Genomic DNA, 16,545 nt, shown 5'->3' on the forward strand with positions numbered 1-16,545 from the left:
ATAACATTCTATTTGGAAATCCTACTTTCCTCTAACAACAAGCGGGCTAAATTTTCACTTTTAAGGGCTAAAAAGGTAATATAGAAAATAGAATAGGAGAAGGAGTGAGCGATAGTGAAATATAATGATACGTGGGATTTAGATATGATTTTTCCCGGCGGCACGAAGTCACCACAATTACAAGCTAAATTACATATGATAAAAGAAGAAATCGAGCAATTTCAGAACGTTATTAAAAATTGGAATGCAGTTGAATCTCAGTCGGCTAAGGCCTTAAATGATATTTTAATTAAACAAGATAGCATTGAGAATGGGATCGGGCAGTGTCGAACATTTGTGCAAATGTGGCATGATGCTTACATGGATGACGAATATGCGAGTGTTGTTATGGGGCAAGTAATGGATTTATCAAGTGAATTAGAAAATCTATCGACCATATTTACAAAAAAGCTCGTTTCCATTTCGGAAGAGGGATGGAAAAGCCTCTTGGAGGATTCAGAACTAAAGGAAGTATCATTTGCCTTAAATGAAATGCGTGATCAAGGGAATCGCTTGTTATCAGAGGCAGAAGAAAAGATTATTACTGATTTAAATAAGGACGGGCTAGCAGGCTGGAGTCAATTGTATGATACAACTGTTTCAGTTATGACGATTCCATTTACCGATAAAGAAGGGAAGACGACCCATTATTCAGTTGGTCAGGCCATGAATCGTATGTACTCTGATTCAGATCCATGGGTCCGAAAACAACTTTTTGAAAAATGGGAGGAGGCGTGGACGAAATTTGCTCCTATTTTTGCGGATACATTAAATCACTTAGATGGATATCGGATTACGCTGCAAAAAGCCCATGGCCGTGAAGATTTTATGGAAGAACCGTTAGAGTATAATCGTATGTCGCAAGAAACGCTTGATGCGATGTGGTCAGCTGTTTCTAAACGTAAACAGCCGTTTATTGATTTTTTAAATCAAAAAGCGAAAATTTTAGGAATGGAAAAGTTAGGATGGCAAGATGTTGATGCTCCTGTTACATTTGGGGATGCAAAGCCGCCTCAATATACGTATGATGAGGCTTGTGACTTTGTTATTGACCATTTTTCCAGTTTTGGGTCTAAACTAGCTTCTTTCGCTAAACATGTTTTGGAGAATCGCTGGGTTGAAGCAGAGGACCGCGCAAACAAACGGCCAGGTGGGTATTGTGAGGAACTTCCAGAGTTCAAAGAGTCACGAATTTTTATGACGTTTTCAGGTTCTTCTTCAGATGTTGGAACACTGGCACATGAATTAGGGCATGCGTATCATAGTTATGTGATGAGGGATTTACCGGCGCTTAATCGTCAGTATGCAATGAATGTAGCCGAAACAGCCAGCACATTTGCTGAAAATATTATTGGGAATGCAACTGTAACGAATGCGAAAACAAAAGAGGAAAAGGTAACTTTATTAAATGCAAAAATGGAAAATGCAACAGCGATGTTTTTAAATATCCATGCACGGTATCTATTTGAGAAAGCGTTTTATGAAGAGCGGTCGAAAGGAATTGTTTCCGAGCAGAGAATCAGTGAATTAATGCTTCAGGCTCAGAAGGAGGCTTATGGTGAATCGTTATCAAGCTATCACCCGCACTTCTGGTGCAGCAAACTGCATTTTTTCATTGATGACGTGCCATTTTATAATTTTCCATACACATTTGGTTACTTATTCAGTTTGAGCATTTATGCCGAATATTTAAAGGAGCCGACTGGTTTCGAAGATAAATATATTTCTTTACTTCGAGATACAGGATCCATGTTAGTCGAAGAGTTGGCAAACAAACATTTAGGTGTGGATATAACAAAGCCAGCCTTTTGGGAAGCTGGGATTAAATTAATGGAAAAGGATGCTGAAGAATTTATTGAATTAACCAATGACATGTTGAAATAGCTCATAATTTGATGATGGTTCATGGAATAGTATGTGAACCATCTTTTTTTGGGTGCTTATAGCCTATTGTTGAAACTATTTATTCTAATTTTAAAAAATTCTAATAAAATACATAAATTCGACAGTAAAAGCGCTTACAAAACGGGTATGATAGAGTTAAATAGATTTGGGGGTGCTTTTAAATGTATAAATTAGAAATTTATAATGCTCTTACCAATGAACTTTTTCGCACAAAATATTTTAAGAAACCTGATTTAATTATGAGTTTAATTCAATCCGCACAAAAAGGACAAACATGCTACCTTTTTGATGAAGAAGGTCGGACATACACTGGAAATTATGTAACACATGCAACTTATCCAGAAACATCGGATTCGCGGGTGTATAAAATGTTTTTTCAAATAAACTTTTCAGAGATTCAAGCTCGATTAGTAGCTAATTAATCTAAGTAAGAAAGCGGTTGGTTCGACCCGTTAGGTATTGGACCAACCGTATTTTTAATAAAACATACTTGACTTATAGGAATTATGAGTTTAAAATAAAGACAACTAGATTAGGAAAACTTATTGATTCCAAACATGAGAACTTACGTTAAAATACAAACTTACTTTTGATAAGGGGTGTTTTGAATGAGAAATAGCATGGAACAAAGACGCCAAAAGTTAATTAATAAATTAGTAGCCTTAAATGTCTATAAAGAAGAAGATGCAAGGTTAATTCAATCTTCGTTTTCAAAATTACAATATGAATATCAACAATTTAAAGCACAATATCATCCACATGGTGAAGTGGGATCCATTCATTGGACATAAGTATTGATCGATCAAAAAAATTTTCCCTAAGTCCTAAAAGATAGAAATGGACTATTTTTTTAATTATAATTCATACTTAACTAATATGAATTAGAGGGATTGCTCGCTAGTCCAACTTTAAGGCTCTCTATATCAGGATGAAATTTTAATCCTGAATGGGGAGCTTTTTGTTGGATCGAGTGGTTTATAAAGGAGAAATGGTAGTGGACAGGAACGACCTTGAAAAGACAGAAAAGAAAAAAGGGGAGCTTATTGAAAAGTTAATTAGCCGTGGAGTGTATAAAATAGACCGAATTCATTTGTTTGAATTAAATTTAACAGAGTTAGAGAAACTATATCAAAAGGTTTGCATGGGACATGAATGCTGGAATATAGCTAAAGACTAAAAATCTTAATGAGAATATATTTTGGTGATAGTTCCTTTCCTGTCAAATGCATGAATCCCTTTATTTATGGTAATAAAATAATAATGAATCAAACAGTAACCTAAAAGGAGAGGATTAAATATTGAATAAGATTGAAGTTGGCGAAGTCTTTACCATTAATGATGAAGAGGGTCAAGAACAAGAGGTTGAAGTATTAGCAGTTGTATCCATCGAAGAAAATGATTATGTAGCAGTGGCTTTTGCGGAAGATGTAAAAGAAGATACAGAAGACGACATTGATATCTTCTTTTTAAAAGTCGATCAAGACGGGGACTTTGAAGCCATTGAAAGTGATGAGGAATTTGATAGAGTTTCCGCAGTGTTTGATGACATGATGGAAGATGATTAACTTACTTATTTTGCCGAATAGATTAGAGACGCTTTCTTTAGGAACAGCGTCTTTTTATATTTTAAAAACATGTCTATGCACCTTAATTCTTGACAAGTGACACGGTGTCATATATTATAGAAATTACCAGGTGACATTGTGTCGCTTTAGTGTAACTTGGAGGAAGTTAAATGCCCAAACAAACGTTTTTTAACCTGCCTGATGTAAAGAGGCAGAATTTGATTGAAGCTGCTAAAAAGGAGTTTTCGCAAGTTCCATTAATGAAAGCGTCAGTAGCCCATATTATTAAGATGGCTGGAATTCCGAGAGGTAGTTTTTATCAGTATTTTGAAAACTTAGAGGATCTATATAGCTATTTACTTGAACAGGAGACCAAAAAGAGAAAGGAAGACTTCATCTCCTTATTGAGAACAAAAAATGGTGATCTCATTGAAACGGTAACGGTAATGTACCATCATTTTCTCGTTGAAATGCCAGATGAAGAAGAGCGAACATTTCTAAAAAATGCTCTGCTTAATGTCACAAATCGGGATGGATTTTCTCTTACAGATGTGTTTGATATGGAACAAGGGAAAGAACATGAAAAAGAAGTCCTGAAATTAATTGATCGTGATCGTTTGAATATTAAGGATGATCGAGAATTACTTCATATTTTACAAATTATTTCAGCCGTACTGTTTCGCAATTTTATCGAAAAACTATTAAAAGGGCTTTCTGACAAAGAGGCAATTGATAACTTTACAATTGAGATGAATATATTAAAACGCGGTATTTACATAAGTGAAACAGAAAACCACAAATAACAAAAAATGATCCAACTAGGATGGAAAAATATAAATTCAAAGGAGAATGATAGATGACAGCAACAATAATGACAGGATCTTCTTGTTTATCAACAAAGAAGGCGAAACAATGGTTTGATAAACATAAATTTCCCTATAACGAACGAAATATTGTAAAAGAACCGATTACATTAAGTGAATTATTAAATATTCTTCAAATGACCGAAAATGGTACGGATGAAATCCTATCAAAACGATCAAAAGTATATAAAGAATTACAAGTGAATTTGGATGAACTTCCTTTAACAGAGTTGCTTGAATTATTTCAACAAAATCCCGGACTGATTAAAACTCCTATTATTATGGATGAAAAAAGACTTCAAATTGGTTATCACGAGGATGAAATTCGCCAGTTTATCCCAAGAAAAGAACGGAAAAACCAGTGGTTAAAATGGCGCTTAAATAACTTTAGTTTTGTTGAAGGTTAAAAAAATTTTTAAAAAATCATCTCTTAAAAATTAGGAGATGATTTTTTTGCTTTATTTTTTAACGACTTTCAGATCATATCTTTTTACTTCCTGACTAACAATGTAATCTGGTTTCGGTTTTCCAAGATTTGCTTTGTGGCCTGCGATATGGGCATCGCTTTTTTCCCATTGTTTCCAGTGTTCTTCTGATTCCCAACGAACGATGACAACGATTTCCTTTTCACCTTTACGAGTTTTTTCTTCTATCACTGAAAGATCAATAAAGCCCTCTTGTTTCTCTAGTAAACCTTCCTTTTGGAATCTTGCCAGAATCTGCTCTTCACTTCCCGCTTTGATCACCATTTTACGTAAGATTACTAACATTCGTTTCTCTCCATCCCTGATAGTTTTGTTTCCATTATCATTAGTTTAATTGATAATAATTATCAATGTCAATTAAAATGAATGAATTGCAAGAGTAGTGAATTATTTATTTACAGTGAAATGGTTGATTTTAAAAAATACAATAAAAAGTTGTCATGGATACTCTAGACGATCCGTACATGTAAGACAGGCAATACAGCATATACATGAATGAACTTAATCATGGGGAGTGGGTATATCGATGGTGATAAGATATGCGAACAATTGGATTCCAACTAAATCGCTTAGTGAGATGTCAGAAACTGAATATGATGTTCTTATCGTAGGGTCAGGTCCAGGAGGGGGCGCTGTTCTACAAAGACTTTGTCAGCTATGGAAGACCAGAGGGGCGAAAAAGATTGCAATTTTGGAAAGAGGAGATAAATTATTTCATTCCCATGCTCAGAATATCCCTACACAAAATGTAAATACATCACGTGACCAACTCGTGCCGTTCAATTCCACTCCTTTAGGAAAGCGTCTTCCGCAATTTTCAGGGGCAACAATGGTATATGCGCTAGGAGGAAGATCATTGTTTTGGAATGCGGCAACACCGAGACCGATTGCTGAAGAATTTAGTAATTGGCCGATAAATCGCCGAGAATTAGATGTTTATTATCGGATGGCAGAAAGGTTACTGCATGTAACAACGGATTGGGCAAAAGGTTCATCGTTACAAGAGCGGATGTTAAGACGGCTCCATGGTGCAGGAATTTTAGAAGCGCAAGATATGCCACTTGCCCTTGATTTAACCCCATCAAGGCAGGGGGAGGTCCATTCCAATGCTTGGTATAGTTCCATCAATGCCTTGGCTGCAGCGCTGTTTGATCGCCCCTATGATCTAGCTGTAGATGCCTATGTTTATCGAGTTAGAACACAGGGAGATAGAGTATCTGGTGTGGATGTTTATGATGCGAATAAGAAATCACATCGGATTCGGGCCAAAAATGTGATTTTATCTGCAAGCACTTTAGAAACTCCGCGTATCTTACTTAATTCCAACATTAAAGGAGAAGCAATTGGCCGTTATTTAACAGGCCATGTATCGATGATCGGAATCGGAACGGTAAGTCGTAGACAGTTTTCTGATCGACTTGGGAATGTATCCATATTGAAATTTGAAACGGGAGAGGATCCTTATCAAATTCAGATTCTTGGTCCTGACCAATATTGGTCTTACCAGCAATTCGAAGATAAAGAGTTGAAAGACCAGTTGATGATTGTTTATGCATCCTTTGGAAGAGTAGAACCTCGACGGGAAAATCGGGTATATATTGAACAAAATCGAAAAGACGATTATGGTGTACCAATGCAGCAAGTGCAATATTCATTAAGTGAAAAAGACAGACAAACAGCCCAACAAGTGGAACAAGGAATTAGAGAATCAGCGAGAGCGATGGGGGTGACTCTTGATGAGTCATCACTCGTACTTCGACCTCCAGGTGCTGATATGCATGAATCTTGTACATGTAGAATGGGAGATGATCCTGCAACCTCAGCAACAAACCGTAATGGTCAAATTCATGGAGTCCAGGGCCTATTTGTTGCCGACAACAGTGTTTTACCTACTTTAACAGCAGCTGGTCCCGTTCTATCAAACACTGCACTAGCGATTCGCTTAGCTGATCATATTTTCCGTCAATCACAATGATGTTTGCATAATAGTTATATTCTATTTTTCAAGATGATTTATGATCATTTAAAAAGGTATAGGAAGAGAATTGGTTAATAAACTGATTCTCTATTTTTATATTTAAATAATATAAAAGCGCGTAATGGTCAGCATGAAGTTAAGAGATGCACGAAAATATCTTTAATTCGAGATATTTTACTTGCGTTATTATCACTTGTGGTGTAAAGTGATAGTAACGAAGGGAAATGAGTCAAATGAAAAAAAATACACTTGGTTCACTAATATGGTTGCGTATTGCTCGATTTACACATCAAAGTAATTTATTATCAAATGATTTCTTAAAACAGTTTGAGATCACAACGGCACAGTTTGATGTATTAAACCAGGTTTCGACTTATCAGCCGATCACACAAAGTCATCTTGCCACAAAAGTAACCGTGTCAGAGGGTGGAATCTCCCGAATGCTCACTCGATTGGAACAAGATGGTTATATACAACGTAAGCAGGAATGGAAAACCAAATGGAAAACCCTTACTTCAAAAGGGGAAAATAAGATGAATGAGGTTTTTGAACATCAACTTTTTTTCCAAACGTCTATTGTCAATGAGTCACTGACAGAAGAAGAACAGCGAACATTATATAAGCTCATGACTAAGTTACAAAAACATACTGAAAGTAAAATGGAAAATTAAAATCCGATTACTAGTGGCAAATTGATGCTACTAATTTTTTAGACTTATCACTTGACTTGTTAACTGAATGGAGGAGTGACTATGTATAGAATTCCAGGACATCATCACATATCGATGATTACTAAAAACGCCAGTGAAAATAATCATTTTTACCGAAATGTCCTTGGTTTACGCCGTGTGAAAGTCACGGTGAACCAAGATGATCCATCAATGTATCACCTGTTTTATGGAGATAAAACAGGTAGCCCAGGGACTGAACTTTCCTTTTTTGAAATTCCAGTAGTTGGACATACACACCGCGGAACGAATGCTATCACAAAAATTGGTTTGCTCGTCCCTTCAGTAGAAAGTCTGTCTTATTGGAAATCCCGATTTGAGGAACATGACGTAGAGCATAGTGAACTAACAACCTATGCTAATCATCCAGCTCTCCATTTTGAGGACTCCGAAGGATTACGTCTGGTACTTCTAGTCTCAAACGGTGCAAAAGTTGAACACTGGGAAACTTGGGAAAAATCCGATGTCCCTGCTGAGCATCAAATCCAAGGCATGGGCTCTGTGGAAATAACAGTTAGAAGACTTGATAAACTAGCAAGCACACTGATAGACATGTTTGGCTATACAGAAATAAGCCGTAGTGAGGATGAAGCAATCTTTCAATCCATCAAAGGTGAGGTATTTGGAGAAATCGTTGTGAAATATTTAGACGGCCCGCGGGAAAGACCTGGTCGAGGCAGTATTCATCACTTAGCGATTCGTGTAAAAAACGATGAAGAGCTTGAATTTTGGGATAAGCAAGTACGAACACGTGGGTTTCACTCATCTGGTATCGTGGATCGTTTCTACTTTAAGAGCCTTTATTTTCGTGAATCAAACGGCATATTGTTTGAAATAGCAACAGATGGACCAGGTTTCACGGTCGATGGAGATATTGAAACACTTGGTGAAAAATTAGATTTACCCCCATTTTTGGAAAGCCGTAGAGCAGAAATTGAAGAAAAACTAAAACCTATTGAGGAGTTCTAATAAACTAGCAGAATACAGTGATCAAACTAAATTTACGACTAAATATCAATTTCTAGGAGGAAATATAATGAACGAATTAAAAGGAATTCATCACGTAACAGCAATTACTAGCAGTGCAGAAAAGAACTATGAGTTTTTCACTTATGTTTTGGGGATGCGTTTAGTTAAAAAGACAGTCAATCAAGATGATATTCAAACGTATCATTTATTCTTTGCAGATGATAAAGGAAGCGCAGGGACAGACATGACCTTCTTTGATTTTCCAGGCGTTCCAAAAGGGGTACACGGTACAAATGAAATTTCAAAGACCTCTTTCCGTGTACCAAGTGATGCAGCATTAGAATATTGGGTGCAACGTTTTGATCGTTTAGAAGTCAAGCACATGGGAATTAAAGAGCAATTTGGCAAGAAAACTCTCTCTTTCGTCGATTTTGATGATCAACAATATCAATTGATTTCAGATGAATTTAATAAAGGCGTGGAATCTGGTACACCTTGGCAAAAGGGACCAATCCCACTAGAACACGCGATTACGGGTTTAGGTCCTGTCTTTGTTCGTATTTCAATGTTTGATTATTTTAAAGAAGTGCTGGAAAAAGTTCTCTTATTTAAAGAGACAGCCCAAGAAGGATCTTTCCATCTATTTGAAGTAGGGGAAGGCGGTAATGGTGCCTCAGTAATTGTCGAACATAATACCATTCTTCCTCAAGCACGACAAGGATATGGAACAGTTCACCATGCCGCATTCCGAGTAGAAGACCGTTCCGTATTAGAAGAATGGATTAAACGCTTGGATCAATTTGGATTCCCTACATCTGGTTACGTTGATCGTCACTTTTTTGAATCTTTATATGCGAGAGTGACACCACATATTTTATTTGAGTTTGCGACAGATGGTCCTGGCTTTATGGGAGATGAACCTTACGAAACACTAGGAGAAAAATTATCATTACCCCCATTCTTAGAGCCTAAACGTGAGAAAATTGAAAAATTAGTTCGTCCAATTGATACTGTGAGAAGCAACAAAGTATTTATCAAAGAATAAAGAAAATAAAGGAACAGATTCCTCGCCCTAGGTTATAAAAAGTTTTTGTTTCAACTTCTACTTAACTAGAATCTGTAACGAGGAGTCTGATCTCTGCCTTTGACTATTAATAAATTAATAGACGCTAGCAAACTAGCGGAACAAACTTAATGATTTAAAAGGATAAAAATAAAACAAAAAAGGAGTTATCACAAATGATGGATTTAGGAATATTACTTATTAGAATTATGATTGGAATTGTCTTTATCTTTTATGGAACACAAAAATTATTTGGCTGGTTCGGAGGCTTTGGAATTAAAGGAACAGGTGGCTGGTTTGAGTCCATTGGGATTAAACCAGGGAATCTAGTTGCAGCTGTTAGTGGCATCGCTGAGTTAGTTGCTGGAATTCTATTCATTCTTGGGATTTTATTACCTCTAGGAGCAGTTCTCATTACAATGATCATGCTTGGTGCCATCGTAAAAGTTCACGGTTCAAAAGGGTTCTCAAATACAGCAGGCGGATATGAATACAATTTAGTCCTTATCGTTGTTTCCATAGGGTTAGCCTTAATAGGCCCTGGAGTTTACTCGCTTTAAGCATAGTTTCAATTGAACTTAATAAACGGTAATTAAGAATTTATATTCATATGAGTGAAAATGATTGGCTGAACTTAGTTTAATAGTTTCTTAATTACTACTAAAGGAATTTTACATTAGTTTCTAAGTAACAAAAAGCTGAAGGAATTCGACTTCAGCTTTTTGTGTTAACTTGTACTCTATCTAATTTTTCATTATTAAAGTGAGTGGTCGAATTCACACTGCGAGGTTTATCTATTAAATAATAGAAGGTACTATTCGTTTTAAGTTTGTAATGCAAAAGCTATCGTTCGGATTTTTTAGTATTAATAGGAAAATGGGAAGGATACTATTAAAGCTATGGTGAGCTAGACCAGTATGTTAATACTAAAAGATGTAGGTGTGATTAAAATTATTAGAGTTGTATGTAAAGCCAAATTAAAATCAGATGTAAAGGTTGAAGAATATTTAAAAATAGCTAGGGAAGTTGTTTTGGAAACAAGGAAAGAAAAGGGTTGTATCATGTACACACTTCATGAAGATATTAATGATCCGTCTATCCTTACTACAATTGAGGAATGGACGGATGAGGACTCATTAAATCAACATAATAAAAGTGAGCATATTATAAAAATGGTTCCAGAACTTAGAAAAAAGCGAGAAAGTACCGAAATTAATATTTACAAAGAAATTAAGTTCATGTAACACGTTAAAAGGAGAAAAATTACAATGAAATTTGAAAAGGTTCGTTGGGGAATTATTGGATGTGGGGATGTGACGGAAGTGAAAAGTGGACCAGCTTTTCAAAAAATAGAAAACTCTGAGTTGGTCGCTGTTATGCGGAGAACGGGGGAGTTGGCGAAAGACTATGCCGAAAGACATGGTGTGGCTAAATGGTACGATGATGGCGATGCGCTTATTAAGGATCCTGACGTTGATGCGATCTATATTGCGACACCTCCTGGTTCTCACAAAGAATATACGATCAAAGCAGCTCAGGCTGGGAAACCCGTTTATGTGGAAAAGCCAATGGCACGTAATTTTGCTGAATGCCAAGAAATGGTTAATGCTTGTAAAGAGGCAGGAGTGCCTTTGTATGTAGCCTATTACCGAAGGGCAATGCCTCGATTTATGAAAATAAAAAAACTTTTAGAACAAAAAGCAATTGGTGATGTCCGGTTTATATCAACGATTCAGTATCAAAAAGCTTCAGCGGACGTAAAGGATCACAACAAACTTCCGTGGCGGGTTGAACCTGAATTAGCAGGCGGAGGACTGTTTTTTGATTTAGCTAGTCATACCCTTGATCTGTTTGACTTTTTACTTGGCCCAATTAAGGAGGTAAAGGGTTTTGCCTCTAATCAAGGCGGCTACTATCGTGCGGAAGATATCGTTACTGGTACATATTTATTTCAGTCTGGTATTCACGGTGTAGGGAGTTGGTGTTTTTCTGCTTTTGAAAATGTCGATGTGAATGAAATTGTAGGAAGCCAAGGGAAAATTACCTTTTCAACCTTCGGGAATGAGCCAGTGGTTTTGACAACAGCCAATGGCACCGAACAATGGAGTTTTGAACCGCCACAGCATGTCCATCAACCCCTAATAGAAACCATTATGGCTGACTTAACTGGAAAAGAAGCCCATTACTTGAGTACAGGAATGAGCGGGGCAAGAACGAACTGGGTGATGGATGAAATGGTGAAGAATTATTATTGACTTCTGATTAGTAACTGTACACAAAGCCATTAATGGAAGAGAAGAGAATCAGGTTGTCTACTGGTTCTCTTTTTATATGATAAATGAGTCTGGGGCTATTGAATCATGGAATGCATTTTTATTATTAATTAAAATGCGAACAAATTTATCAGTAGTTATAATAATTTAAAAAGTATTAATCGGATAGAATTTTCCGTTTAATGCGAAGGATATCTTACCCGTCTCTTCTGATACGATGAGGACAAGGGCATCACTTTGTTCCGATAATCCTAATGCAGCACGATGTCGAGAACCTAGCTTCTTTCCGCTTATTACTTTAGAGGTAAGTGGTAGGAAATTTGCCGCAGAAACGATTTGATTAGCTCGAATAAGCACCGCTCCATCATGAAGTGGATTACCAGGATAAAAGATCGTTTCTAACAATGCAGGAGTTAAAAGGGCATTTATAGCCGTTCCTTTTTGGATTAAAGATTCAAGAGGGTCACCTCGTTCTACTGCTATTAATGCACCATAACGATTTTTAGATAACCATTGAACCGATGTGGATAGGTCCTCATATTTATCTGTAAAAGCGGATAAATAACAGTTTAAATAAAAGGAAGACGCGATTGATTCCATGACAATAAACTTTTCCTTAATCGACTCTAAGTTGCCTAAAAGGCAATAGTTATCATTTCCTAATACCTCTAAACTATGATTAAGTTCATTTGTAATTTCCTTGATTCTAGATGACAATTGTTCTTTCATGGGTGAAAAATCGCAATTAGCATCGTTCATATCATTCATCACCTTATTAGTTAATTTTTTAAATTAAATGAAGGGACCTTTCCCATATATTTATTAATCTTATGTTGAACATTAAATAGGAAATCATTCTTTATAAAAACAAAAAGATAGTCTCGTCTAATTAATTATGAAGAAACAGAAGATAATAAGCTTAGTTAGACATTATGATCGGATCGCTACAATCGATTGCTGAGGGTTAATTTAGCTAAAATGAAAAGCTTATAAAAAATAAATGAGGGGGAGCTCTATGAGGGTCGTTAAAGTAGGCATTATCGGTATGGGGAATATAGGAAAATCACATAGTATTCCATTAGACAAAGGTCTTGTAAAAGGAGCTATATTAACAGCCGTATGCGGTCGAGAACATCAATTAAATTGGATAAAAGAAAATCTGTCCGAGCAAGTGCAATTTTATCAAAATGAGGAAGCTTTTTTACAAGAATCAAATATTGATGCAGTGATTATTGCAACACCACACTTCAGTCATCCAGAATTAGCTATTAAATCGTTTCATAATGGGTTGCACGTTTTACTAGAAAAACCGGCTGGCGTCTTTACGAAGAATGTAATAGAAATGAATGATGTCGCTAAATCTAGTGGAAAAGTGTTTTCAATAATGTTTAACCAACGTACAAACCCTTTATTTCAAAAACTACGTCAGCTAATTCAATCAGGTAAACTTGGCGAGATTAAACGAACAAACTGGGTAATTACAGATTGGTATCGCCCGCAAAGTTATTACGATTCGGGGAAGTGGAGAGCGACTTGGAAAGGGGAGGGTGGCGGTGTTTTATTAAATCAAGCGCCTCATCAATTAGATTTATGGCAATGGATAACAGGATTGATGCCAAAGCGTGTACATGCCTTTTGTCATACTGGGAAATACCACAAGATTGAAGTAGAAGATGATGTCACCGCCTATGTTGAATATGAAAATGGAGCGACAGGGGTATTTATAACATCAACAGGAGAAGCGCCTGGGACCAATCGTTTTGAAATTGCAGGTGATCTAGGGAAAATAGTGGTTGAGAATGAAACGCTGATCTTTTATCAGCTAACGCAATCAGAACGGGAGTTTAATTCAACCTTTACAGGTGGATTTGGAGCACCTGAATGGATCAAAAGGGAGATTCAGATAGAAGGTGAATCCACAGGACATGTTGGAGTCATGCAAAACTGGATTGATGCTATTACACAAGGAACACCGTTATTGGCTCCAGGGGAAGAAGGATTGAAAGGAGTAGAATTGGCTAATGCCATGTACTTATCTACATGGTTGAATCAAACAGTTGAACTGCCGATTGATGCAGGTCTTTATTTAGAGAAATTACAGGAAAAAATTAATCTGTCAACAACCTAAAACCTTTTAATCAATAAAAGATCAGACCTATTCCCATGTTAGTACTGTAGAGATCTAATTTTTATAAAGATTAGACCTTTTAATAGTAAAGTTCATTAGTATTTGATATGTCCTAAAATTAATTAAATTCATCAGTAGATTAGAACTAGTAGGGGAACATTATTTAGAGTAATAAAATTTTTTAGGAGGACTTACACTTATGACAAAAGACTTTTTCGCAGCTTTGCAAGACAGACGTTCTATTTATGGAATCAATAAAGAGGTGAAGGTTTCTGATGAAAGAATAAAAGAAATTGTTGAATTCGCTGTAAAATATACACCTTCTGCTTTTAATTCTCAAACTGCTCGACTTGTTGTTTTAACTGGAGAAGCACATGATAAATTATGGGATATTACAACTGAAACATTAAGAAAAGTTGTTGGTGAGGGTGACTTCTCAGGTACTCAACAAAAAATGGAATCTTTTAAAGCTGGATATGGTACCATATTATTCTTTGAAGATGAAGCCATCGTTAAGTCTCTACAAGAACAATTTGCATTATACGCTGAAAATTTCCCAATTTGGTCCCAACAAGCGTCTGGTATGCACCAACTAGTAGTATGGACTGCATTAGAAGCAGAAGGGTTAGGAGCATCACTACAACATTATAATCCACTAATTGATGATGAAGTAAAAAATGAATGGGATATTCCAGGTAGTTGGAAATTGATTGCCCAAATGCCATTCGGTAATCCAACTGCACCAGCTGGAGATAAAGAGTTTAAACCATTGGAAGATCGTGTTAAGTTTTATAAATAATAATGTAAGTAGGAAAAGAATCGGACCAAATTAACTCTTTCTAATTCAAAAAGTCTTGTTAAGGATATTGCTAACCAGACTTTTTGGTATTCATAATATACCGGATAAAAGGGCGTTGAGGAATGCCTTCTCATAATATAAAAAGGGACTATACATTTGAAAAGGGCTGCAAACGTTCTGTTGGCAGCCCTTTTTTTCTAATAATATAGTTTCATAGTAGGGGCTGCTTTTTACACCCCTATACTGCTTTAGCTTCCTGATGCACGGAACTTTCAAAGCGGCCTACTCTTTTTTCGACCCGTGTAAAGATAATTTCAAAGAACCAGCTTAGCAACCAGTAGAGTAGAGAAGCAACCAAATACATTTCTAAAAAACGGTAACCGTCATTTGCTATGATTCTAGAAATAGCTAGGATTTCTACAACCTTTACTGCAAAGGCTACAGAGGTACCTTTAAGTAAATTAATAAAAGTATTTCCTAGATCAGGTAAGGCAACCTTAAAGGCTTGAGGAAGAATAATTCGATATAAGCCTTGTGCAGTGGTCATTCCTACAGAGTGAGCCGCCTCCATTTGTCCTGCTGATATTGCATTTATCGAACCTCGTACAATTTCAGCCTGATAGGCTGATGTATTGATGGTATAAGCGACAAATGCAATTAGTAGCGGATGAATGCTATCGGCATTCAAATTCCAGCCGAACTGAGGATTTAGAAAATCAAATAAAACGGGAAGTCCATAAAATAGAACATATAATTGAACAATCAACGGAGTCCCGCGGATAAATGAAATATAAAGAATTGATAGTTGATTTAGAACAGGCGTCTTATAAATCCTGCATAAAGCGATAAGCAGTCCAAAAAACAACCCGAATACCATGGCTACAAATGCAATGGCAAGAGTGGCAGGCACTCCTTTTAACACTTCTGGTAAATGTTCTAAAGCAAAAGAAAAATCGATGATAGCCACAAGTGATCACAGTCCTTAACCATTTACTATAAACTTACGCGTCCTTTTTTGAACGACTTTTCAGCATATCCTATGAGTATTTCTATTAGGATACATGTTACCCAATAGACAATTGAAATCACAATATAAACTTCAAATATACCAATGCCATAATTGTTACCAAGAATAATCCTGACCTGTCCCATAATATCTATAATTCCGATTGTAAAGGCGAGGGATGTATCCTTTAATAATTCAATGGTATTATTACCAATATTAGGGAGAGCAATGACAAATGCTTGTGGTAGGATAATTCTTCGTAGAGCTTGTGTGTAACTCATCCCTACACTATAGGCTGCTTCTAATTGATCTTTCCCAACCGCTATGTAAGCAGAACGGATAATCTCTGCTAAATAGGAACCAGTATGAAGAGAAAAGGCCATGATGGCAAAGAATAGTCGATTCCAATGATTAATATCAATTTGAAAGATGAGCAATAGTTGTGGAAGCCCAAAATAGATTAGGAAAATTTGCACTAACAACGGAGTTGAGCGTGTAAATGATAAATAAAAAGTTGCCAAGGCCGATAACACTGGTATTTTTTGAATACGAATAATCGCAATCAAAACAGCTAAAATTAGTGCAAAGAATAAGGATGTAATCATCATAAATAATGTTACTGGAAGTTTATCTATGACCTTAGTAAAAATATCCAGCCAATAATTGACGTCGGTATTCATTGAATTCACCACCTAATAACTAATGGACAAAAAAAGATATAAGATACCGTATTGGAATTTAAAC

General features: G+C 36.2%; 20 protein-coding genes. 16 read left to right on the forward strand and 4 right to left on the reverse strand.

Annotation, left to right across the window (positions count from 1 at the left end):
• The first annotated feature begins 114 nt into the window (after positions 1 to 114).
• From R4Z10_RS05945 to spx, 7 genes are all read left to right on the forward strand, one after another.
• A complete protein-coding gene (locus R4Z10_RS05945; RefSeq protein WP_338472286.1) occupies positions 115 to 1,923 on the forward strand; it encodes a M3 family oligoendopeptidase in 1,809 nt (602 codons plus the stop codon).
• A 182-nt stretch (positions 1,924 to 2,105) separates the two neighbouring features.
• Positions 2,106 to 2,366, forward strand: a complete 261-nt coding sequence (locus R4Z10_RS05950) for a hypothetical protein (RefSeq protein ID WP_338472287.1) — start codon at positions 2,106 to 2,108, stop codon at positions 2,364 to 2,366.
• Between the two features lie 186 nt (positions 2,367 to 2,552).
• Positions 2,553 to 2,735, forward strand: a complete 183-nt coding sequence (locus R4Z10_RS05955) for a Fur-regulated basic protein FbpA (RefSeq protein ID WP_338472288.1) — start codon at positions 2,553 to 2,555, stop codon at positions 2,733 to 2,735.
• A 179-nt stretch (positions 2,736 to 2,914) separates the two neighbouring features.
• Positions 2,915 to 3,121, forward strand: a complete 207-nt coding sequence (locus R4Z10_RS05960; protein ID WP_338473170.1) for a Fur-regulated basic protein FbpA — start codon at positions 2,915 to 2,917, stop codon at positions 3,119 to 3,121.
• 121 nt (positions 3,122 to 3,242) lie between these two features.
• Positions 3,243 to 3,509 (forward strand): DUF1292 domain-containing protein, encoded by a 267-nt coding sequence (locus R4Z10_RS05965; protein ID WP_338472289.1) that lies wholly within the window; start codon positions 3,243 to 3,245, stop codon positions 3,507 to 3,509.
• A 170-nt stretch (positions 3,510 to 3,679) separates the two neighbouring features.
• The gene (locus R4Z10_RS05970) at positions 3,680 to 4,312 is read left to right on the forward strand and encodes a TetR family transcriptional regulator (protein ID WP_338472290.1); all 633 of its coding nucleotides are present in this window, start codon (positions 3,680 to 3,682) and stop codon (positions 4,310 to 4,312) included.
• A gap of 53 nt (positions 4,313 to 4,365) precedes the next feature.
• Complete coding sequence (gene spx, locus R4Z10_RS05975; RefSeq protein WP_338472291.1) at positions 4,366 to 4,779, forward strand: transcriptional regulator Spx; 414 nt, start codon at positions 4,366 to 4,368, stop codon at positions 4,777 to 4,779.
• Positions 4,780 to 4,830: 51 nt separating this feature from the next.
• Here spx and R4Z10_RS05980 read toward each other — a convergent pair whose 3' ends face one another.
• Positions 4,831 to 5,142, reverse strand: coding sequence for an antibiotic biosynthesis monooxygenase (locus R4Z10_RS05980; protein WP_338472292.1), 312 nt, complete (start codon positions 5,140 to 5,142; stop codon positions 4,831 to 4,833).
• A 241-nt stretch (positions 5,143 to 5,383) separates the two neighbouring features.
• On the opposite strand from R4Z10_RS05980, the gene R4Z10_RS05985 reads away from it, so the two are divergent.
• The 7 genes from R4Z10_RS05985 (at position 5,384) to R4Z10_RS06015 (ending at position 11,850) form a co-directional block, all read left to right on the forward strand.
• A complete protein-coding gene (locus tag R4Z10_RS05985) occupies positions 5,384 to 6,832 on the forward strand; it encodes a GMC family oxidoreductase (protein WP_338472293.1) in 1,449 nt (482 codons plus the stop codon).
• 236 nt (positions 6,833 to 7,068) lie between these two features.
• Complete coding sequence (locus R4Z10_RS05990) at positions 7,069 to 7,506, forward strand: MarR family transcriptional regulator (RefSeq protein ID WP_338472294.1); 438 nt, start codon at positions 7,069 to 7,071, stop codon at positions 7,504 to 7,506.
• Between the two features lie 81 nt (positions 7,507 to 7,587).
• A complete protein-coding gene (locus R4Z10_RS05995; RefSeq protein ID WP_338472295.1) occupies positions 7,588 to 8,532 on the forward strand; it encodes a ring-cleaving dioxygenase in 945 nt (314 codons plus the stop codon).
• Between the two features lie 67 nt (positions 8,533 to 8,599).
• Complete coding sequence (locus tag R4Z10_RS06000; RefSeq protein WP_338472296.1) at positions 8,600 to 9,577, forward strand: ring-cleaving dioxygenase; 978 nt, start codon at positions 8,600 to 8,602, stop codon at positions 9,575 to 9,577.
• Positions 9,578 to 9,771: 194 nt separating this feature from the next.
• Positions 9,772 to 10,155 carry a DoxX family protein gene (locus R4Z10_RS06005; RefSeq protein WP_338472297.1) on the forward strand — a complete coding sequence of 128 codons (384 nt, stop codon included), beginning with the start codon at positions 9,772 to 9,774 and terminating at the stop codon, positions 10,153 to 10,155.
• Positions 10,156 to 10,512: 357 nt separating this feature from the next.
• The gene (locus tag R4Z10_RS06010) at positions 10,513 to 10,839 is read left to right on the forward strand and encodes a putative quinol monooxygenase (protein ID WP_338472298.1); all 327 of its coding nucleotides are present in this window, start codon (positions 10,513 to 10,515) and stop codon (positions 10,837 to 10,839) included.
• Between the two features lie 24 nt (positions 10,840 to 10,863).
• Positions 10,864 to 11,850 (forward strand): Gfo/Idh/MocA family oxidoreductase, encoded by a 987-nt coding sequence (locus tag R4Z10_RS06015; RefSeq protein WP_338472299.1) that lies wholly within the window; start codon positions 10,864 to 10,866, stop codon positions 11,848 to 11,850.
• Between the two features lie 165 nt (positions 11,851 to 12,015).
• Here R4Z10_RS06015 and cdaS read toward each other — a convergent pair whose 3' ends face one another.
• On the reverse strand, positions 12,016 to 12,627 hold the full coding sequence (gene cdaS / locus R4Z10_RS06020) for a sporulation-specific diadenylate cyclase CdaS (protein ID WP_338472300.1): 612 nt from the start codon (positions 12,625 to 12,627) through the stop codon (positions 12,016 to 12,018).
• A gap of 256 nt (positions 12,628 to 12,883) precedes the next feature.
• Between cdaS and R4Z10_RS06025 the strand changes: the two genes are divergently transcribed.
• Both R4Z10_RS06025 and R4Z10_RS06030 read left to right on the forward strand, forming a co-directional pair.
• On the forward strand, positions 12,884 to 13,996 hold the full coding sequence (locus R4Z10_RS06025; protein WP_338472301.1) for a Gfo/Idh/MocA family oxidoreductase: 1,113 nt from the start codon (positions 12,884 to 12,886) through the stop codon (positions 13,994 to 13,996).
• A 199-nt stretch (positions 13,997 to 14,195) separates the two neighbouring features.
• Positions 14,196 to 14,795, forward strand: coding sequence for a nitroreductase family protein (locus R4Z10_RS06030; protein WP_338472302.1), 600 nt, complete (start codon positions 14,196 to 14,198; stop codon positions 14,793 to 14,795).
• A 238-nt stretch (positions 14,796 to 15,033) separates the two neighbouring features.
• Here R4Z10_RS06030 and R4Z10_RS06035 read toward each other — a convergent pair whose 3' ends face one another.
• Positions 15,034 to 15,762: an amino acid ABC transporter permease gene (locus tag R4Z10_RS06035; RefSeq protein WP_338472303.1), complete on the reverse strand. Its 729-nt coding sequence runs from the start codon at positions 15,760 to 15,762 to the stop codon at positions 15,034 to 15,036.
• Between the two features lie 26 nt (positions 15,763 to 15,788).
• Positions 15,789 to 16,481, reverse strand: a complete 693-nt coding sequence (locus tag R4Z10_RS06040) for an amino acid ABC transporter permease (RefSeq protein ID WP_338472304.1) — start codon at positions 16,479 to 16,481, stop codon at positions 15,789 to 15,791.
• Positions 16,482 to 16,545 lie beyond the last annotated feature (64 nt).

This window comes from Niallia sp. XMNu-256 (assembly GCF_036670015.1).
Taxonomy (GTDB): domain Bacteria; phylum Bacillota; class Bacilli; order Bacillales; family Cytobacillaceae; genus Bacillus_BD.